16 protein-coding genes and 1 other annotated feature are annotated in these 21,934 nt (G+C 34.8%); of the genes, 9 read left to right on the forward strand and 7 right to left on the reverse strand.

What is annotated here, in order from left to right; genetic code table 11:
- Positions 1-337 precede the first annotated feature (337 nt).
- Positions 338-1,171, reverse strand: a complete 834-nt coding sequence (locus tag KA873_RS08835; protein WP_107384156.1) for a ParB/RepB/Spo0J family partition protein — start codon at positions 1,169-1,171, stop codon at positions 338-340.
- A gap of 172 nt (positions 1,172-1,343) precedes the next feature.
- Positions 1,344-1,717, forward strand: a binding site (T-box leader).
- A gap of 65 nt (positions 1,718-1,782) precedes the next feature.
- Here KA873_RS08835 and KA873_RS08840 point away from each other — a divergent pair.
- The 6 genes from KA873_RS08840 to KA873_RS08865 all read left to right on the forward strand — a co-directional run bounded on the left by KA873_RS08840 (position 1,783) and on the right by KA873_RS08865 (position 11,214).
- Complete coding sequence (locus KA873_RS08840; protein ID WP_107384157.1) at positions 1,783-2,886, forward strand: PLP-dependent transferase; 1,104 nt, start codon at positions 1,783-1,785, stop codon at positions 2,884-2,886.
- Complete coding sequence (gene metC, locus KA873_RS08845) at positions 2,883-4,058, forward strand: cystathionine beta-lyase MetC (protein WP_210140258.1); 1,176 nt, start codon at positions 2,883-2,885, stop codon at positions 4,056-4,058. Before KA873_RS08840 ends, metC begins: the two co-directional genes overlap by 4 nt.
- Positions 4,012-5,853, forward strand: coding sequence for a bifunctional homocysteine S-methyltransferase/methylenetetrahydrofolate reductase (locus tag KA873_RS08850; RefSeq protein WP_107504865.1), 1,842 nt, complete (start codon positions 4,012-4,014; stop codon positions 5,851-5,853). Before metC ends, KA873_RS08850 begins: the two co-directional genes overlap by 47 nt.
- Positions 5,847-8,093: a 5-methyltetrahydropteroyltriglutamate--homocysteine S-methyltransferase gene (metE, locus tag KA873_RS08855; RefSeq protein WP_210140272.1), complete on the forward strand. Its 2,247-nt coding sequence runs from the start codon at positions 5,847-5,849 to the stop codon at positions 8,091-8,093. The genes KA873_RS08850 and metE overlap by 7 nt, the downstream gene beginning before the upstream one ends.
- Positions 8,094-8,117: 24 nt before the next feature.
- The gene (locus KA873_RS08860; protein ID WP_107386463.1) at positions 8,118-8,858 is read left to right on the forward strand and encodes a cyclase family protein; all 741 of its coding nucleotides are present in this window, start codon (positions 8,118-8,120) and stop codon (positions 8,856-8,858) included.
- A gap of 454 nt (positions 8,859-9,312) precedes the next feature.
- Positions 9,313-11,214: a diflavin oxidoreductase gene (locus KA873_RS08865; RefSeq protein ID WP_210140259.1), complete on the forward strand. Its 1,902-nt coding sequence runs from the start codon at positions 9,313-9,315 to the stop codon at positions 11,212-11,214.
- A 331-nt stretch (positions 11,215-11,545) separates the two neighbouring features.
- Here the strand turns inward: KA873_RS08865 and KA873_RS08870 are convergent, their stop codons facing one another.
- On the reverse strand, positions 11,546-11,707 hold the full coding sequence (locus KA873_RS08870) for a hypothetical protein (protein WP_181187411.1): 162 nt from the start codon (positions 11,705-11,707) through the stop codon (positions 11,546-11,548).
- A 325-nt stretch (positions 11,708-12,032) separates the two neighbouring features.
- Here KA873_RS08870 and KA873_RS08875 point away from each other — a divergent pair, with 325 nt between their 5' ends.
- Genes KA873_RS08875 through KA873_RS08885 form a run of 3 tightly spaced genes read left to right on the forward strand, consistent with a single transcriptional unit; the run spans position 12,033 to position 13,397 of the window.
- The gene (locus KA873_RS08875; RefSeq protein WP_192959246.1) at positions 12,033-12,473 is read left to right on the forward strand and encodes a LytTR family DNA-binding domain-containing protein; all 441 of its coding nucleotides are present in this window, start codon (positions 12,033-12,035) and stop codon (positions 12,471-12,473) included.
- Entirely contained in the window at positions 12,470-12,940 is a 471-nt protein-coding gene (locus KA873_RS08880) for a DUF3021 domain-containing protein (protein WP_107523293.1), read from the forward strand. Before KA873_RS08875 ends, KA873_RS08880 begins: the two co-directional genes overlap by 4 nt.
- On the forward strand, positions 12,933-13,397 hold the full coding sequence (locus KA873_RS08885) for a DUF4188 domain-containing protein (RefSeq protein ID WP_107504860.1): 465 nt from the start codon (positions 12,933-12,935) through the stop codon (positions 13,395-13,397). The genes KA873_RS08880 and KA873_RS08885 overlap by 8 nt, the downstream gene beginning before the upstream one ends.
- Before the next feature lie 195 nt (positions 13,398-13,592).
- Here KA873_RS08885 and KA873_RS08890 read toward each other — a convergent pair whose 3' ends face one another.
- The 5 genes from KA873_RS08890 to fadX form a co-directional block, all read right to left on the reverse strand.
- Positions 13,593-14,777 carry a thiolase family protein gene (locus tag KA873_RS08890; RefSeq protein WP_107384166.1) on the reverse strand — a complete coding sequence of 395 codons (1,185 nt, stop codon included), beginning with the start codon at positions 14,775-14,777 and terminating at the stop codon, positions 13,593-13,595.
- Positions 14,778-14,811: 34 nt separating this feature from the next.
- Positions 14,812-17,067: a 3-hydroxyacyl-CoA dehydrogenase/crotonase FadB gene (fadB, locus tag KA873_RS08895; protein WP_192959245.1), complete on the reverse strand. Its 2,256-nt coding sequence runs from the start codon at positions 17,065-17,067 to the stop codon at positions 14,812-14,814.
- Between the two features lie 44 nt (positions 17,068-17,111).
- Positions 17,112-18,320 carry an acyl-CoA dehydrogenase FadE gene (gene fadE / locus KA873_RS08900; protein WP_107384168.1) on the reverse strand — a complete coding sequence of 403 codons (1,209 nt, stop codon included), beginning with the start codon at positions 18,318-18,320 and terminating at the stop codon, positions 17,112-17,114.
- A 72-nt stretch (positions 18,321-18,392) separates the two neighbouring features.
- Positions 18,393-19,919 carry a long-chain-fatty-acid--CoA ligase FadD gene (gene fadD / locus KA873_RS08905; RefSeq protein ID WP_107384169.1) on the reverse strand — a complete coding sequence of 509 codons (1,527 nt, stop codon included), beginning with the start codon at positions 19,917-19,919 and terminating at the stop codon, positions 18,393-18,395.
- Positions 19,920-19,937: 18 nt separating this feature from the next.
- The gene (fadX, locus tag KA873_RS08910) at positions 19,938-21,512 is read right to left on the reverse strand and encodes a fatty acid degradation protein FadX (RefSeq protein WP_107384170.1); all 1,575 of its coding nucleotides are present in this window, start codon (positions 21,510-21,512) and stop codon (positions 19,938-19,940) included.
- Positions 21,513-21,934 lie beyond the last annotated feature (422 nt).

Below are 21,934 nucleotides of genomic sequence, written 5' to 3' on the forward strand. Positions count from 1 at the left end.
TTATTCCTTCACTTCCATTATTGTACGCCATTCGTTTACTTACAAGAGAATGTGTTTTATTTCACATAATTTTCACATTCAATATTCATTAATTTGTAACTATTTTATGATTAACAATTTTTTAAAAGACAATATATAGGAAATCATTGCTTACTTTCATTCATAATATAATTTAAAATAAAATATATTTTTTTAGAAATTAGTTTTAACAAAAATTAAAAACCACATGCACCAGACGATAAATGAGTTGGCTTGTGGTTTTAACTTTTTTATTTACTCTTATTAATATGTTTTAAAAATGCTTTACACTTATTAATTAACAGATAAAAATTCTATTTTAATTATATTTCTCATTCAATTGGTGTATCAACCTTCTGAACTCCGTTTCGGATTTAAATTCAAAGGTGATATAACCTTTTTTATTTTTGTTAGAAATCGTCACAGCTGAACCATATTGTTCTTTTAGTTGTCGCTCTTGCTGTTGAATAAACTTTGGTTTTTTAGTTGCTTGTTGTTTCTCTATAATCTTTTTTTTATCTTCATTGTTTTCATTTACATACTGTTCTAATGTACGTACACTCCAAGACTCCTGGAAGGCTTGCTCAGCAATGCTTTTCATCTTTTGTTTATCTTTTATCCCTAATAATGTACGTCCATGTGCACCTGATAATTTATTATCTTTAACCATTTGAGTAATTTCCTTAGGCAATTGTAGTAAACGCAACATGTTGGCAATATAAGGTCTAGATTTACTTAATCGCTGTGCAACTTCTTGTTGAGTCAGCTCTAAATCATCCATTAGCTTACGATAACTTTCTGCTTCTTCAATCGCATTTAAATCTTCGCGCTGCAAATTTTCAATCACAGCGAGTTCCATCATGTCTTCATCAGATAGCACTTTTACAATAGCTGGTATTGTCGTTGATCCTGCTAGTTTTGAAGCTCGATAACGTCGCTCTCCAACTACAATGTTATAACCAGATATTGTTTTTCGTAACACGATAGGCTGTAAAATACCATGAAGTTTTATCGACTCAGCTAAATCTTCTAAACGTTCTTGATCAAATGTTTTTCTAGGTTGATAAGGATTAGGTTTAATGCTGTTAATAGCAATTTCTTTTACGTGCGCATTGTTATCTACTTTGAGTCGTTCATCTATAGAATCATTCATTTTTTACACCTACTTTCTTAAATAAAATAATTTTTTTAGTTAAACATAGTATATCATCACAGTAACAATGAAAAATATTATTTTAAATTATCGGTTAAATCAAAATTTTCAGATAAGTTATTGACAAAAGTTATTTTAATGTGTAATCTAAGTGATAACAAATTCGAAATAGCAACACACAGTAATAAGGAAAGTAGAACTTACACTGCTGACACAGAGAGTCTTCACCTGCTGAAAGAAGACACAGAAAGAAAGTTTGAAAATGGCCTTTGAGTGTTGATGCCAATATGAGGTGTCAACGGGATCGCCCGTTATAGCGATACAGTATTAACATTTTGTTTAATGGCGTACTGGATTATTCCAAGCGTTGCATATGTCGTTAATACTCATTTCACTTTCAGTGGCAGTGAGTTTTTTATTTGGACATATTACGGTAGCGCAAGTTCAGTACAAGTAATTAATGCAATTTGGCGTACTGGATAAGGTTACTTTAGTGATAAAGTAATGAACAAAGGTGGTACCGCGAGCTAAGCTTTCGTCCTTTACATCCGATTGAGTCGGGTTTAAAGGACGGAAGCTTTTTTTATTTTTTAAAGGAGGTTATCTGTATTATGAAAAATACTGAGTTATCACAAATTGCACTGACACAAGATGCAACAGGAGCGATTGCAAATCCAATCTATTTATCAACAGCATATCAGCATCCTCATTTAGGAACATCAACTGGTTTTGATTATACAAGAACTAAAAATCCTACCCGTTCAGCTTTTGAAGAATCATTTGCTAAGTTAGAACGTGGTACTGCTTCATTTGCAACTGCAAGTGGCATGGCAGCCATACAATTAATATGTAATTTATTTAAAGCTGGCGATGAAATACTCGTTTCATTCGACCTTTATGGTGGCACATTTAGACTATTTGATTTTTATGAGCAGCAATACGGTGTACATTTCAAATATGTAGATTTCTTAAACTATGAAACAGTCAAAGAAAACATTACAGAAAATACCAAAGCACTATTTATAGAAACGATTTCAAACCCACAAATGCAAGAAGTAGATGTTGATCCATATTATATTTTAAGTAAAAAACATCACTTATTGACGATTATAGACAACACTTTTTTAACACCATATCTCTCAACACCACTTGAAGATGGTGCAGATATTGTACTACATTCTGCTACGAAATACATAGGTGGTCATAATGATGTACTTGCTGGTGTAGTGACAGTTAAAGACGAAAATTTGGCTGAAAAATTAGGTGAATTTCATAACATGATTGGTGCAACTTTATCACCTTTTGACAGCTACTTACTACAACGTGGTTTAAAGACATTGCACTTAAGAATGGATCGTTCAGAATATAATGCTCAATTATTAGCCAAACGATGTTATAACTTAAAAGGCATTGACCAAGTCTTATATTGTGGTCGAACAGGAATGATGAGTCTACGTTTAAATAAAAATTATAAAGCCGATAAATTTTTAGAAAACTTAAAAGTATGTATTTTTGCAGAAAGTTTAGGCGGAACAGAAACATTTATAACATTTCCATATACACAAACACACGTTGATATGCCAGATGAAGAAAAAGAAAAACGAGGCATTGATGAACATTTACTAAGATTATCCATCGGTGTTGAAGATTACGAAGATATTGAACAAGACATTATACAAGCATTAGAAAAATCTAAAGAAAGCGTGATTATATGAGTTTATCAAAAGAAACAGAAGTGATATTTGACGCACAAAGAGGTGTTGAATACGATTCAGCTAACCCACCATTATATGCTTCTTCGACATTTCATCAAAAAGTTTTAGGTGGCGATGCTAAATATGATTATGCGCGAAGTGGCAACCCTAATCGTGCTTTGTTAGAAGAAAAATTAGCAGCACTTGAAGGCGGCGATTACGCATTTGCTTACGCATCAGGTATTGCAGCTATTTCAGCTGTACTGCTTACATTAAATGCAGGTGATCATGTCATTCTACCCGATGATGTCTATGGTGGTACTTTCAGATTAACAGAACAAATCTTAACACGTTTTAATATTCAGTTTACGACGGTAGACACAACGCAATTACAAGAAATCGAGGAAGCCATTCAATCAAATACAAAACTAGTTTATATTGAAACACCATCTAATCCATTATTTAAAATCACTGATATTAAAGGCGTCTCTCGTATTACACAACAACACGAACTATTACTCGCTGTTGATAATACATTTATGACGCCACTTGGTCAGTCACCTTTAGCTTTAGGTGCAGATATCGTCGTACATAGCGCTACAAAATTCTTGGGTGGCCATAGTGATATTATTGCTGGCGCTGCTATCACAAACAATAAAGCAGTAGCAGACGCACTTTATCTATTACAAAACGGTACTGGAACTGCACTATCTGCACATGATTGCTGGACGTTAGCACAACATTTAAAAACATTGTCTGTACGTTTCAATCAATCTGTGGAAAATACACAGAAAGTTTATGATTTCTTATCGCAGCGTGAAGAAATTGCAGAAGTTTATTACCCGGGAAATGACAAGTTACACTTGTCTCAAGCAAAACATGGTGGTGCTGTTTTAGGTTTAAGACTTAAAGATGAATCGAAGGCACAAGCCTTTGTAGATGCACTCACACTGCCACTTGTTTCTGTAAGTTTGGGTGGTGTCGAGACTATTTTATCTCACCCTGCTACTATGTCTCATGCTGCTGTACCAAAAGAAGTTCGTGAAGCACGCAATATAACGTTTGGATTATTCAGATTAAGTGTGGGCTTAGAAAATGCTGACGAATTAATTGCTGATTTAAACTACGCACTGAAGGAGGCTTTCAATGAGTCAACTCATCAACAAACTGAAACAGAACATTTTAGTCGCTGATGGTGCAATGGGAACCATTCTATATTCTGATGGTTTAGATACTTGTCCAGAAGCATATAATTTAACCCATCCTGACAAAATAGAACGGATACACCGCTCCTACATTGAATCTGGTGCTGATATTATTCAGACCAATACTTATGGTGCAAACTTTGAAAAATTAAAAGTATTTGGTTTAGAACACAAAGTTAAAGAAATACACAAAGCCGCAGTACAAATTGCCAAAAAAGCAGCTAATGACGAAACATTTATATTAGGTACTGTGGGTGGATTTAGAGGTGTGAAACAGGAAGATTTAGGTTTAGAAGCCATTCAATATCATACCGAAATCCAGGTAGATACTTTAGTTGAAGAAGGTGTCGATGGTTTACTTTTTGAAACCTATTATGATTTAGAAGAGCTTACTAATATTATTAAAGCTACAAAACGAAAACATCATATTCCTATCATTGCTCAATTAACTGCTTTAAACACAAATTATTTAAGAGATGGTACAGAAATTAATACAGCTTTACAACGGGTTGTTGACAGTGGCGCTGATATCGTTGGACTCAATTGTCACCATGGTCCTCATCACATGCAGCAATCTTTTTCACATATTGAATTACCTGACAATGCGTATTTATCTTGCTATCCCAATGCAAGTTTATTAGATATTGAAAATAGTCGATTTAAATATAGTGACAATGCCGAATACTTTGGTAAAGTGGCGGAACAATTAATTAAAGAAGGCGTTAGGATTATCGGGGGATGTTGCGGGACTACACCAGAACATATTCAATACATTAAGTCCTCAGTAGCCAATCTCAAACCGGTATCCAGTAAAAATGTAATTCCTATAAAAAAATACAATAGCCCTTCATATGCCAATACACAGCAACAAAATTTAACAACTAAAGTTAAAGCACAACCTACAATTATAGTAGAATTAGACACGCCAAAGCACTTAGATACAGAAACATTTTTCAGAAATATCAAAAAACTCGACGATGCTCAAATTGATGCGGTGACCTTAGCAGATAACTCCTTAGCCACTGTGCGTATCAGTAATGTTGCAGCAGCGAGTATTATCAAACAACAATATAATATTGAACCGCTCGTTCACATTACTTGCCGCGACCGTAATCTCATTGGATTGCAATCACATTTATTAGGCTTATCCTTACTAAATGTGAATGAAATATTAGCCATTACAGGAGATCCATCAAAAATTGGTCACTTGCCAGGAGCAACGAATGTTTACGATGTGAATTCCAAAGGTTTAACAGAAATTGCATTACGCTTTAACGAAGGTATTAACACTGATGGTGATGCGCTGAAGACGAAAACAAATTTCAACATCGCAGGTGCTTTTGATCCGAATGTTCGTAAACTCGAAGGTTCAGTCAAACGTGCTGAGAAAAAAATAGAAAGTGGCACGCACTACTTTATAACACAGCCAGTTTATAGCACCGAAAAAATCGAAGAAATATATGAAGCAACCAAACATTTGGACGTACCATTCTTTATTGGCATTATGCCAGTCACTAGCTATAATAATGCACTATTTTTACACAACGAAGTGCCTGGTATTAAACTGTCCGAAGACATTTTAGAACAATTTGAAGCTGTTAAAGATGATAAAGAAAAAACGAAAGCATTAAGCCTTAAACTTTCTAAGGAACTTATAGATACCGTCCATAAATATTTTAACGGTTTATATTTAATTACACCGTTCCAGAAAGTAGATTACACTTTAGCACTTGCATCATATTCACAATCAATTACTTCAAGTAAACAGGAGGCAATATTATGACAATTCAAACATCAAATTTAGGTTTCCCAAGATTAGGTAGAAAAAGAGAGTGGAAAAAAGCAATAGAAAGTTACTGGGCTAATAAAATAGATGCCCCTACATTAAATCAACAATTAACAGACTTGCATAAAGAGAATTTATTGCTACAAAAGAATTATAATTTAACAAGTGTCCCTGTCGGAGATTTCTCTCTTTATGATCATATTCTTGATACATCTTTATTATTCAACATTATTCCAGAACGTTTCCAAGGCAGAGCATTAGACAATGATTTATTATTCGACATTGCCAGAGGTAATAAAGAACATGTTGCAAGTGCATTGATCAAATGGTTCAACACAAATTATCATTATATTGTACCTGAATGGGACAACGTAGAGCCAAAATTGAATGACAACGTATTATTAGAGCGTTTCAAATATGCACAATCTATTAACGTGAATGCACACCCAGTGATCGTGGGCCCAATAACATTCGTAAAACTTTCTAAGGGAGGTTCACAATCATTTGAAGAAAAAGTAAATACATTACTGCCTTTATATAAAGAAGTTTTACAGTCTTTAGTAGATGCAGGAGCGGAATACATTCAAATCGATGAACCTGTACTTGTGGAAGATGATAGTGCATCATTTGAAGATATTACACGTACTGCTTATAACTATTTTGACGAAGCAGGCGTAAGTAATCACCTTGTGATTCAAACTTATTTTGAACGTGTAAATTTAAAATTCCTAAACAGCTTACCTGTAAAAGGATTAGGTTTAGATTTTGTACATGATAATGGCTATAACTTAAAACAAATTAAAGATGGAGACTTAGACAAAAACAAATCACTTTATGCAGGTATTATAGATGGTCGTAATGTGTGGGCAGCAGATATTGAAGCTAAAAAATCATTAATCGACACATTACAAAATGCTACAAATAACCTTGTCATTCAACCATCTTCTTCTCTATTACATGTGCCAGTATCATTAGACGATGAAACATTAGATGAATCTATCGCAGAGGGCTTGAGTTTTGCCACTGAAAAATTAGATGAATTAGATGCATTAAGACGATTATTTAATGACAATGACAGCCAAAAATTTGATGAATTAAAAGCACGTTATGAACGCTTCCAAAATCAATCATTCAAAAATCTAGAGTATGATTTCGACAGTGTACGCACTACACGTCAGTCACCATTTAAAGTGCGTAAAAAAGCACAAGATGCACGTCTTAACTTACCTGATTTACCAACGACAACGATTGGATCATTCCCGCAATCGCAAGAAGTAAGAAAATTCCGTGCAGATTGGAAAAATAATCGAATTACAGATGAAGATTATAAAACATTCTTAAAAAATGAAATTGCACGCTGGATTAAAATCCAAGAAGATATCGGCTTAGATGTCTTAGTACACGGTGAATTTGAGCGAAATGACATGGTAGAATTCTTTGGCGAAAAATTACAAGGCTTCTTAGTGACGAAGTATGGATGGGTGCAATCATACGGTTCGCGTGCGGTAAAACCACCAATCATTTATGGTGATGTAAAATGGACAGAGCCTTTAACAGTAAAAGAGACACTTTATGCACAAAGTTTAACGGATAGACCAGTAAAAGGTATGCTTACAGGACCAGTGACTATCTTGAATTGGTCATTTGAACGTGTAGACTTACCGCGTGAAACTGTACAGGATCAAATTGCATTGGCGATTAATGAAGAAGTTTTAGCTTTAGAAAAAGCTGGTATCCAAATTATTCAAGTTGATGAACCTGCATTGAGAGAAGGTTTACCATTACGTTCAGAATATCATGAAGATTATCTTAATAAAGCTGTGCATTCATTTAAATTAGCTACGTCATCTGTTGCCGATGAAACGCAAATTCATACACATATGTGCTATTCTCAATTTGGACAAATCATTCATGCTATCTATGATTTAGATGCAGATGTTATTTCAATAGAGACATCCCGTAGCCATGGAGACTTAATTAAAGATTTTGAAGATATTACTTATGACTTAGGTATCGGATTAGAGGTATATGATATCCATAGTCCACGTATCCCTACTGAATCTGAAATTACAGAAGCGATTAACCGCGCTTTACAAGAAATTGACCGTTCTTTATTCTGGGTTAATCCAGACTGTGGTTTGAAAACACGTAAAGAGGACGAAGTAAGAGAAGCATTGACTGTGCTTGTGAATTCAGTAGACAAATTACGTAAATCAACAAATCCAGCAACAGTTTAATCATTAATGACGAAGGTGATATCAATGAATTATCCACTATGGGAGCAGTTAGAACAATTAAAAACTTCAACATGGGTAGATTTAACCCATACATTTGATGAAACCATTCCATGTTTTAGTGAATTTGAACGCGCAAAAGTCTCTACACTATTTAATGTTGCTGACGATGGCTTCTATGTCCAAAATTGGAATATTGTGACTCAGTATGGGACACACATAGATGCGCCGATACATTTTGTCGAAAAAACACGCTATCTTCATGAGATTGATTTAAAAGAACTCGTATTACCACTAGTTGTTTTAGATTTTTCACAAGAAGTAGCAGCTGATGCTGACTTTATTTTAACGCGTGAGCATATTAAGCAATGGGAAGCTGAACATGGTTCAATCGAACCTGGCACTTTTGTTGCCTTTCGTAGCGATTGGTCCAAACGATGGCCAGATATTGAACGCTTTGAAAATAAAGATGCAGAAGGACAACTTCACTTACCTGGTTGGGGCTTGGATGCCTTACAATATTTACTAGAAGATAGACAAGTCAAATCTATCGGCCATGAAACATTCGATACAGATGCTTCCATAGATGTTGCCAAAAATGGTGATATTGTCGGTGAGCGTTACGTATTAGGTCAAGATACTTTCCAACTTGAGTTACTAACGAATTTGGATCAACTGCCTACACGAGGTGCCATTATTTATGCTATTAGTCCAAAACCAAACAAAGCACCTGGATTTCCAGTACGTGCCTTTGCTATCAAACCATAAACATGATGCGAAACCGTCCATTTCGCCTCTATAATATAAAACTTATAAAACCTAGCCATTATAATATATAAGAAATTGAGCACTTCTTATATTGATATTTCTCTTTTATAAATAATAAATAAATTCTAAAGTATGATCATGTTGATACGTAACTATTTGAAATGATACTACACAGATCATTATCATTTGCTGTTTATAGAAGCCAACATATTAAATCATATTACCAACTTAATTGGGGCGGGAATTTGATATCAAATACCATATTTGATTTCTATCCCGTCCCACTTTTATTGAATAAATACATAGGTCATAAGTTGTATTTTTGACAGATGATAATCTCTATCATTTAAAAAATTAAAATCAATGTTATACTTCAATTAAATTCTATTATATAAATAGCGTGTTATTGTTCATGCTTTACTATAAATTTTTAATACAATACGAGGTGACCTTTTTGGAATTAAATAGAACAAATTCCCCTTTTGATGAAAATCAATTGGAACTTATACAACAACTCATGCCAACACTGTCATCAAATCAACAGTCTTGGTTAAGCGGCTATTTGCTTAATGCTTCTACAGATGAAGGTGACCCATTACAATATACTGATCATCCTGAACCATCTGAGCACTCAGACGCAACAGCTGAATCAACATCATCCATTCACACAACTACTGCTGAAGCACCAACAGAAGATACGTCACATTCGACAATATCTACAGATGAACCCATCGAAGTTAACATTTTATTTGGTACAGAAACAGGCAATGCTGAAGAAATTGCTGATGAATTTGAAACGAAATTAAAAGAACACGATTTTACAGTTCACACGTGGGAAATGGATGACTTTCCTCAAGAGGACTTATCGAAAGTTAACCATGTGTTTATCATTACCTCAACGCATGGCGTGGGTGAACCTCCGATTAATGCGTTAGATTTTTATGACTACCTGCATAGCGATGAGGCACCAGATTTAAGTCATTTAAACTTCTCAGTACTCGCGTTAGGTGATCAAGATTACCCTGATTTCTGCCAAGCAGGTAAAGATTTCGACAAAATCTTAGGTGATTTAGGCGGTCATCGTTTAGCTGATCGTGTTGAATGTGACTTTGATTTTGAAGAAGTATCTGAGCAATGGATTATTGACATGCTTGAACTTTTGTCTCAAATGTCTCCCGGTAGTCAAAACAATGAACCCAAAGATGAAGATGTTGTTGTCGAAGAACCACAAGCAGCTTATTCAAAAACACATCCATTTTATGCTGAAATCATCAAAAATAGTGTGTTAACTGAACCAACTGCTACCCGTGAAGTCAGACATCTTGAATTATCTTTAGAGGGATATGGCGAAGCCTATGAACCTGGAGACAGTTTAGTAATTATCCCTAAAAACAATCCAGAACTTGTAGCAGAAGTGATCAATACATTGGGTTGGGATAGCACAACAACCATAGATATAGACAATAACGGCAATAGTGCTACTATACAAGATGCACTTACGAATGAGTTTGAAATTGCTAAATTAACACCATCTATATTAAATAATGCAGCTGCATTATTTGGAAATCCTATGCTAAATGCAAATGTACAAAACAAGGAATGGGTGCAAGATTATATTTATGGCAGAGATTTCATAGATTTAATTAAAGATTTTACACCTGTCGCGCTGTCACCTGATATGCTAAAAGACTTATTAAGAAAACTGCCACCTAGAGAATACTCTATTGCCAGCAGCAATCAAGTAAACCCACATACCGTCCATATAACTGTACGCGTGGTTAAATATGAAGCACATCATCGTGAACGCCATGGCGTATGCTCTGTACAACTTGCAGATCGTACACAATTAGGCGATAAATTACCTGTTTATCTTAAAAAGAATCCAAATTTTAAATTCCCTTATGATGAGCAAACACCAGTCATTATGATTGGAGCAGGTACTGGCATTGCGCCTTACAGAGCATATCTCCAACAAAGAGAACATTTAGGACTTAAAGGAAACCAATGGCTCATATTTGGAAACCAAAATGTTGATGCAGATTTCCTATATCGTAATGATTTAGAATTATGGCTAGATCAAGGCGTGCTTAGCAAACTAGATTTAGCATTTTCAAGAGATACAGAAAATAAAATCTATGTTCAACACCGAATTGAAGAAAATGGGGCAGATTTTTATCAATGGCTAACAAATGGTGCAACCATTTATCTTTGTGGTGACAAAGAAGAGATGGCAAAAGGTGTACACCAATCCTTTGTCAATGTACTCATTCAGCACGGTAACTTTAATCAAGCACAAGCAGAAGACTATTTAACAGAACTAATTAAAAATCAAAGATATCAACGTGATGTTTATTGATAGTTGCGCCAGACACTACGCTATCATCCCATCGCTTTTAATCCTACAACCACCTCAGCGATTACTTTAAAGTCAATCGTACAGAAAGTAGACAAACCCTTCGCATTAATTTGCGAAGGGTTTGTTTATTTTCTATTTATATCGTTTTTTCAAATAGGACTTTTCCCCTTGAACTAATCTTTATTCGTTAATTTCATTATTTAATGCTTCTTGAAAATGGAGTGTGTCCTTCTCAGCTAATTCAGTAGTATACTTATTCTTATTTGCATTTGCTTTAATATGCATAGAATCAATAAATAAAGATGAGTGATCTATTAAATTGTTTTGATAGCTATTTCTTATATTTTCTCAAATATTTGTCTTCGACAAGTTCATATACAAAATTTAAATCTAATATCTCATCGACTTTACGTAATAAATGACTATTAGCGACTAAGTTAAAGATAGAAATCATTTCATATTGATCTCTTTTATCAATTGATTTATTTAACATAATAAACACCATCACTGCTTAATTTACATATATTATCATATTGGCAGTCATTTATGCCGACTCCTGCGGGAATAGCACTAGCCGAAGACTACAGGCTAAGGCAGTGCCCGCGGAAAGCGTGTATAAAAAACTGCCAACAAATTCGGAGACTTTGTCGACAGTCTTAGCAATTACTTTACAGTTAATCGTATTGAGGTGGTTTTTTTAATGCTAAATGTACCGTTAATTATGCCATTTAGCATATGATTACGACCACTTATCCATTTAGTATGGTAACCCAGACATATATTTGTTTTACTTATCATAAGAAGGAGGCGAACTGAGCATGAATGTGAAAGTAATATATAATCAAAATTTAGACAACAATCAAATCATCATTGAAGTAAATGAGCACACTGAACACGTGAATGACATCGTTAACTATATTAACAAATTATCTAAAACCAAATTATTTCCCGGAAAATATAAAGGAGAAACACACTTTATAAAACAAGAAGACATTATTTCATTTCGCATAGAAAATAAAATCTTAACTATGATTACTACAGATAAACAATTCACCATGAATCAACGACTATACGAAATCAAATCTCAACTCAACACCTATTTTTTACAAATTTCTAAATCTGAAATAATCAATATTAATTATATTGATTATTTGAAACTCAATAAAAATGGCACAATTGAAGTTCGTTTTACTAATAGTGATTTCACTTATTCATCAAGAAGGTACTTACCATTAATCAAGGAGGCATTAAAATTATGAAACGTTTATTACACGGCGCAATCACAGGTATTGCTATTGGAGTTATAATTTCGTTATTGTTTTCAACTATTTTTTCACATAGCTCATTTCATCCAGTTTCTCCTGTCTCAACAATGGGTCATTTATACTTTCAATATTTAAGTGAATTACAAACGATGTTTATCGCAGTTACCATCTGGGCATTAATTGGTATTACATTCAGTTTTGGGGAGCTCATATTTTCAAATTCTAGAAAATCTTTATTATTTAAAACTTCACTTCATTTCACCTTAATGTTCGTCATCATGCTACCTTTAGCAATACTAGCGGGCTGGTTTCCACTTAAAGTTTCAGCTTTATTATCTTTTGTCGTCATCTATACCATTGTCTATTTTATCATTTGGTCAATAGAAACGAAGCGTAACCAACAAGATATCAATGAGATTAACGCTATGCTTTCAAAAAGGAAGGATGAAAAACATGAATAAAGGTAGATACACTGTAATACCCAATTCATCGGTCACAGTTTTTCTAATAGGGCTTCGTATAAACAAATGGCATAAAATTCATAAATGGTTACCTGTACTCTTATCTATGCCACCTATGCTCAGAGAATTATCAAAAGACCAAACGCTGGGTTGTTTATCTTTTGAAATGCTATTTAAATATCGTGGTGTGATGATTGTTCAATATTGGGAATCTAATGAGAAATTACTTTCTTATTCAAAAATGCCTGTGCATTTAAAAGCGTGGAAACGATTTATGAGAGAACTTAAACATAATGATGCTGTAGGTTTTTATCATGAGACTTATAATGTCGATGCGAACCAATATGAAAATATTTATATAAATATGCCAGATTTTGGTTTAGGAAAAGCACGTAAAAATGAAAAAGTAACCAAAGCTACACACACTGCTAAACAACGCTTACGTACACAAACCTAACCTACCAATACTTATCATGTGTTATCGCTATAGATATGATAAGAATATGCTAAAATAATTTTTTAGCATAGAAATGCTCCCTCCAAGTTTCATTTTTTAAATGTCACTTTGAAGGGAGCATATTAATTGTCCTAGACGCATTCCTAACAAAATATTAATATTTCAGAGTTTTATTACTACTTAATCTTTAAATTATTACCTTACATATTCAAAGATACCTGCAGCACCCATACCAACACCGATACACATTGTAACCATACCATATTGTGTATCTGGGCGTTTTTTCATTTCTGAAAGTAATCTGCCGACTAACATCGCACCCGTAGCACCCAATGGATGACCTAAGGCAATTGCACCGCCATTAACATTTGTCTTTTGAGTATCTAAACCTGTCTCTCTCATTGAAGCGATTGTTTGAGATGCAAAAGCTTCATTCAACTCTACTAAATCAATATCATCTACATTCAAGTTTGCTTGTTTTAACACTTCAGGAATTGCATAGGCAGGCCCTATACCCATCAATTTAGGATCTACCCCAACTGCTTTAAAGCCTACGAATCTTGCAATCGGTTCTACGCCTAATTCCTTCACCTTTTCTCCTGACATAACCACTACAAAACCTGAGCCGTCAGTCAAGGGTGCCGAGGAGCCTGCAGTCACTGTGCCATCCGCCTTAAAAACAGTGGGTAATTTAGATAATGCTTCTTGATTCGTATCTGGTCTAATCAATTCATCATCTTTAAATACTTCCTGCGATACGACTGGGCCATTTTCATTATAATCTACTTTATTCACTTCAATCGGAATAATTTCATCTTCAAATTTACCTTCTGCTTGTGCTTTAGCAGCACGAGCATGACTTTGTACTGCATAGGCATCTTGATCTTCTCTAGAAACCTTATAAGTTTCAGCAACCATTTCAGCAGTTAAACCCATCGGATAAGAAACACCAGAATCTTCGTCTTGCAGAATTGGGTTATTGGTCGGTTCATTGCCTCCCATCGGTACTGCACTCATTAGTTCAATACCTCCGGCAACAAGAATGTCCGCTTGGTCCGCTTTAATTTGATTTGCTGCATGTGCAATCGTTTGTAAGCCTGAAGAACAATAACGATTGACTGTTTGACCTGGTACTTCATTAGGCATTCCTGCTAATAAAGCAATCGTTCTAGCAATATTTTGCCCTTGCAAGCCTTCTGGAAATGAATTCCCAACAATGACATCTTCAACCATATTAGGTTCAAACGAACCTCCAACTCTTTCTAAAACACCTTTCAATACTTTTGCAGCAACTTCATCAGGTCTTTCATGAGTCATTGCACCATTTTTTGCCTTACCAGCTGCTGAACGTCCATAAGCTACTATATATGCATCTCGCATTTAGTTTCACCCTTTCTTCTATAATGTTCGATTATTAGTTGCGTAGTGGTTTTCCTTTTTCTAACATATGAGAAATTCTATCGTATGTTTTTTTATTTTGAAGTAATTCTAAGAATCTTTCTTTTTCAAGTTTTTGTAAATATCTTTGATTTACATAGGTGTTACGTGGAACATCTCCACCACTCAGTACTTCTGCAACCTTCAATGTTATTTCATAATCGTAATCACTAATAAAGTGACCTACACGCTGTGCATCTAATTGACCTTCTGCTAAGGCTTTAAAGTCTCGGCCTAAAGCGATGTATTGAGATTTTGGAAGTGGTACATAATTTGCTTCGGATTCATAGCGCGCACGTTTCAATGCAATTTCAATACGTCTTTCGGTATTTAAAATAACCGTATCTGTTTCTTTTAAATAGCCATATCTCTTAGCTTCGTAAGCATTTGTAGACACTTTAGCAAAACCAATCTGCATTAAAATTTTAGTAATAGACGCTTGTTTATCATCATTTTTATGATTTGTACGCATAATGCGATCCGTGAGTTCTGCGAGTCCGCCACCTGCTGGCAATAAACCTACACCTGTTTCTACAAGACCAATGTAAGACTCACTTGCCGCTACAACAATTGGTGAATGTAGTACGAGTTCGCAACCACCGCCTAATGCACGTCCTTGAACAGCTGTTACAACAGGTTTCAATGCATGTTTCAGTCTCGCAAATACATGATGTAATTGTTCGACCGCTTCACCTACTTCAGAAACTACTTTTCCGTCTTCATGTGCTTTCTTCATTTGATATAAATTAGCACCTACACTAAAGTTGTTACCGCCTGCGTAAATCACCATGCTCGTAAAGTCTTCATTTTCAAGCTTATCAATAGCTTCTAATAAGTCAGATAAAAAGCTATTTGAAATGACATTATTTTTACTTTGTAATTTTAATAATAGTTGATCTTTATTCGCTATAGATAAATTAGAATCCGATCTATCCCACAACTCTGAATCGATATAAGATGTTACTGGTGTTACGCGTTCAATAGATTCACCTTCAGCATAAAATGCTTCGTTGCGTTGCTCAATCCAATCTGGTAATTGACCTAATTCTTCTTTCATACGAGATTTAACACGTTCATATCCCATTAAATCCCATAATTGGAATGGTCCTAATTTCCAGTTAAAGCCCCAAACTAATGCGCGATCAATATCTTTAAAATCTTCCGCAGCTTTTGGTACATTCACTGCTGAATAGTAGAAATTATTTCGCAATGTTTCCCATAAGAATACGCCCGCATCATCTTGCGCATTAAAGATAACATCTAAATTTGAGGCAAGATCTTTACTAAAGCGACCTAAAATTTCTAATTGTGGGTGTTTAGGTTCAACATAGTCATTTTGCTTATCATCATATACATAACGCTGTTTATTTACTTTTTTATAAAAACCTTGTTTTGTTTTATTACCTAATGCACCATTTTTTGCTAATTTTTCAGAAAGTGCTACATCCTTGAAGAATGGTTGCTCTTCTGGAATTTTTTGTAATCCTTTGATCACAGCCATAGCAATATCTAATCCTACTAAATCAGATAACCCATATGTGCCCATTTTAGGTCGACCAATACTGCGACCTGTTAATGCGTCAACTTCAGTAATAGAGAAACCTTGTTGTTCTGCTCGATACATAATATCATTCATTGTTTGTGTGCCGACTCTATTGGCAACAAATCCAGGTACATCGTTTGCTACAATTACACCTTTACCTAATACATCTTCTGCAAAAGCTTGTACCCGTTCGACAACCTCTGAATGCGTTTGTTTATTTGGGATAACTTCCACTAATTTCATTATTCTTGGTGGATTGAAGAAGTGCATACCGAAAAATCTTTCTTTATCACTATCGTCAAATACCTCTGCAATTGCTTCAATTGGAATACCTGAAGTATTTGTTGCAAACACTGCATCGTCATTTGCTACTTTTTTAACTTGATCCCAAATTTGATGCTTTATGTCCACTTCTTCTTTCACTGCCTCAATATATATATCTGCATCATCATCTTGTAAATCTTCATTGAAATTACCATATGATAAGTTTGAGGCAAATGATAAATCAAACAGTTGTGGACGTTTAGGATTTGTTATTACTTCATAAGCCTTTTTCGAGATTTTGTTTGGATCATTTTCATCAATGACAATATCCAATAATTTAACTTTTAAGCCTGCATTTACAAGTAGTGCAGCAATTTGACTACCCATTGTTCCTGCACCTAGCACTGTTGCTTTTCTTATCGTCATACTAAACCCTCCAATTTTTTCATTAACCATTTAAGCATAAATTTTTATATAAATGCGGAATCTCCTGTAATTGCTCTGCCGATAACCAGTGCGTTGACTTCGTGCGTACCTTCATATGTGTATATCGCTTCTGCATCCGCAAAGAAACGAGCAATATCATACTCTCCAGCTAAGATACCGTTACCACCATGAACACCACGACCCATAGCTACAGTCTCTCTTAATCTTAATGAATTCATCATTTTAGCTGTTGAAGTCGCTACTTCATCGTATTCACCGTTAGCCTGCATACGTGCGAGCTGTGCGCATGTAGCCATGGCTTGTGCTAAGTTTCCTTGCATCATTGCCAATTTTTCTTGAATGAGTTGGAATTTACTAATTTCTTTACCAAATTGTTTACGTTTTGTTACGTAATCTGTCGTTGCTTTCAATGCACCGGCCATTGCACCTGTTGCCATATATGCAACACCTGCACGTGTTGAATATAAAACTTTCGCTATATCTTTAAAACTATTGATATTTTGTAAGCGTTGTTCCTCTTTGACAACGACATTCTTCAAACGAATTTTTGCATTAGGTACGATTCTTAGTGCAATTTTATGTTCTAACAGTTCAATTTCTACACCTTCTTGGCTTGGTTCAATAATGAAGCCTTTAGGTTTTCCTGTTTCAACATCTACGGCATAAACTGGCATAACATCTGATACATTTGCTCCACCAATCCATTTCTTTTCACCATTAATAATCCATTCATCGCCTTGACGTTTTGCAGTTGTTTCTAATCCACCTGCGACATCAGAGCCATGTTCTGGTTCCGTTAGTGCAAAGCAAGTACGTAATTCATGCGATTGTAACTTTGGTAGGTAATATGCCTGTTGCTCTTTACTACCGCCAAACCAGAATGAATTATGCCCTAATCCTTGATGCACACCTAGCAACGTTGCTAAAGATACATCAAATCTTGCAATCGTATATGACATGAAAAATTGGAACATTTGACTCGGTGTACGAGCGCCTTCACGTCCTTCAAAAAGCAATGGATTATTAAAATAGTTAAGTTTACCTAACTCGTTAAAATAATCTTCTGGCTCAGTGGCATTTAACCAATGTTCATTGACAGAATCACGATACTTTTCTTCTAACATGTCATTCAATTGTTTTAATAATTTAACTTCACCTTCTGTTAAATCTTTTCCAATACTTAAAATATCTTCTGGGTACAATGCTTTTAATGTTTCTTCTTTTGTTGGCATAATAAAAACCTCCATTTTTTGATAGCGCTTACATTTATAGTAAAAAAATTTTGTGCTTTTCAGCATTTTATTTTAATTCAAATCGTCAACATCTTTTGCTTCTTGTTGGGCTTTCTCATTCATGTATTTCTGAAGTTCTAATTTGTCTGCTTTTGACGTTGAATTCAATGGCATGTGTGTCAATTTCAGATATAATCTCGGTATTTTATAACCAGCTATATTTTCACGCATATGCGCATCTAATTTTGCTTCAAAATCCGGGTCATCTTCGGTAAGTACAACTGCTGCAGCAACTGATTCACCATATTTAGGACTGTCATATCCAACGACAACACCTTGAGCTACGAGTGGGTGTTCTGCTAATACCGTTTCTACTTCGGAAGGTAAGACATTTTCACCACCAGTAATAATCATTTCTTTACGACGATCAACAATATAGACATCACCATCTTCGTCTACTTTTGCTAAATCACCTGTTAAGAAATATTCGCCATGAAATGTTTTTGCAGTTTCTTCCGGTTTGTTCCAATAACCAGGTGTTATATTATTACCACGAACGCCAAGTTCACCAATTTCACCAACTTCTACTTCTTCAAAATTATCATCAAATATACATATATCCATAAACATGACCGGCTTACCAATACTGCCTGGTTTCTGTGCACCATTCTCAGGTGTATTAACCATGACAAGCGGTGCTTCAGTTAAACCATAACCGTTAATAATTGAATAGCCTAAGCTATTAAATTTCTTTTGTACCATTGGTAAAGGTGATGAACCACCTTGAATTAAGAAATCGATACTTTCAAAGTTTTTTAGATCGAAATTTTCAGCTACTAACATGGCGTAATACATCGTTGGAATCTGAATTAAATAATTAGGTTGGTACTGAGCCATTAAATCATTTAACGCTTCGCCATTAAAGTAACGCTGTAATATCAGTGTGCCGCCAGCCATTAATAGAGGCAGTGTCAAATCGTTAAATCCTAAGACATGAAACATTGGTGTGGAAACAATTGTTGTATATGTCGAATTAATTTTATAAGTCAGTGCTATATTAATTGGATTATTTACAAAAGAATCGTATGAAAACATAACGCCTTTAGGTAGCCCTGTCGTACCACTTGTATACATTAATGACGCTAAATCGCTTCCTTCCACACTAACAGTATTGAATGGACGGTGTTGCGAAGGATCTACTATTTCATCGTATGCTTTTGAGTCAATATCCATGTGTAGCAAATCATCTGCAATACCTTCTAAACTTGAAACATGCTTCTCAGCATAAAAAATGAGTTTGACATTGGAATCTTCAATCACACTTTTTATTTCCTGTGTTTTCAAACGCCAGTTAATTGGCAAGTATACAGCACCCAATTTAAATGAAGCGAACATCAAATCTAATAATGCTACATCATTAGGAGTGAATATACCGACGACATCACCACGTTTTACACCTTGATCTTGTAAATAATTAGCTAAATTTTCTGCACGAATATTCAAATCTTGATAGGTCCATTCTGTGCCTTTGAATGGGTCAATCACTGCGGCTTTTTCATCGTCAAATGTCGCTCTCGTTTTAATCCAGTCGTAGTTCATATTTTTCTCCCCCTTAGTTTAAATACGATAATCCGACTTTATTGCATCAGACAATCCTCCCCACTTATCTTGATAGATATCGCTATTCATTTCATTCAAATGTGTTGCAATGAGCGGCTTGAATTCCATATTCGCTAGAACATCCCGCTCTAAATCAAGACCTGGAGCTATTTCAATGAGTTTTAATCCTTGTTGTGTAAGTTCAAATACAGCCCTTTCGGTGACAAAGTACACCTCTTGATCAAGCAAAAACGCATTTTCAACATTGAAATCGATATTATCAATTTCATTGATAAATTTTGGTATATGACCTTCTTGTTCTACATTTACCTTGCGCTGTTCATAACTTAGTTGACCCCCGACAACTAACGAACCGGAAAAGACAATTGTTTTTACCGTTTGACTTATGTCGATAAATCCACCACAGCCATTCATTTTATTGCCAAATTTTGAGACATTTACATTACCTTTGGAATCTACTTGAGCAAAACTTAGAAATGCTATATCAACACCTCCGTTATAAATGAAATCCCAAGTCATATCGTGTCTCATACGTGCACTTAAGTTATAGTTCATACCAAAATATTTTCCGCTGCTAATCAAACCACCAAACACGCCTGTATCTATATTGGGCTGTACTAAATTATTAACGCCTTCTTCAGTTAAAAGATTGGATAACTCATTATTTATGCCAAAACCAATACTGATGACATCACCTTGAAGTAAAAATTGAGCAGCACGTCTCAAAATTACTTTTCGAGTGTTCAATGCTATATATGGTTCTCGCATCTCTGTAATTTGATAATGTCCTGAAAGTGCCGGATCATAATACGTTTGAATCACTTGTCTATGATATTTTGGATCACGGTTCACCACAATATAATCTACTAATTTACCAGGTATAAACACTTCATTTGGATTGAAACGACCACTTTGAATCACTTCTTTAACTTGAACAATGACTTTACCTTTATTTTTATGCGTAGCTGCTGCTAAACTAAAACCTTCTCCTAAATGTGTCTCATGCTGCATGTAAATATTGCCCTCTTCATCAGCATATGTACCTCTTAGTAAAGCTATATCAATATCTGGAAAACGGTAGTTCAAATAAGTGTCATCATTTATATTTATTAAAGAAACTAAATCATCAGTCGTACATGAATTGACTTTGCCACCTGAATAACGTGGATCCACGTTTGTATTTAATCCAATTTTAGTAATCGGACCTGGAAAAGCTTCCGTACTTCCACGATAATGTGTGGTTATTACACCTTGAGGCAGGAAGTAAGCCTCTATTTCATTGTTTTGCATTGCTTGAATCGTTACTGGTGAACCAGTAATAATACTCGTGATTAATCGTTTGACCATACCCCTTGAAACAAATGAATCTAAATCATAACTGTCTCCTCTATAATCACTAATATCATTTGCAAGCATGAACGTTAAATTATTAAGTGATTGATCTTCATCATATTGTTCGACTAACGTTTTAAGTATCTCAGCTGGTAAATTTGCTGTAGATAAGGCTGCCAGAGCTATAACATCACCTTCATTTACGATGTCTTTCAAATCTGAAAATGGAATAATTTTCATACAGTTTCTCCTATCTATGTTTAATCCAACTATTAAAGTTTTGAGTTATAAATATCTCCTTTCTTTATGTATGTAAGCCCTTACATGTAATATACCATTATTTTTGAAATTTATGCAAAAATTTTAAATTTTACGTTTATAGTGAATTGTGAAAACACGCACAACATCTGCTGTGACAGTTTTAGAAGTGGATTAAGAAAAATATGAAAATAGTTGAATGAGGGGTATATAAATCAAATAGTTTATCAAAAAAGTAAATATGGCTTAAGATGATAAAAAAGAATCTGGGACAACATTGATTCGTCCCAGACACATTCATTTTATCAGTAGATGACTGAACTGAAAATTAAAGTTCCACTTTGCAATTAATTGTGTTGGTGGGGTTTATGTATGAGATTCAGCTCAGGTAGTCATTTTACACT

Origin of the sequence: Staphylococcus sp. GDY8P45P (assembly GCF_017892745.1) — a bacterium.
Taxonomy (GTDB): Bacteria; Bacillota; Bacilli; order Staphylococcales; family Staphylococcaceae; genus Staphylococcus; species Staphylococcus cohnii.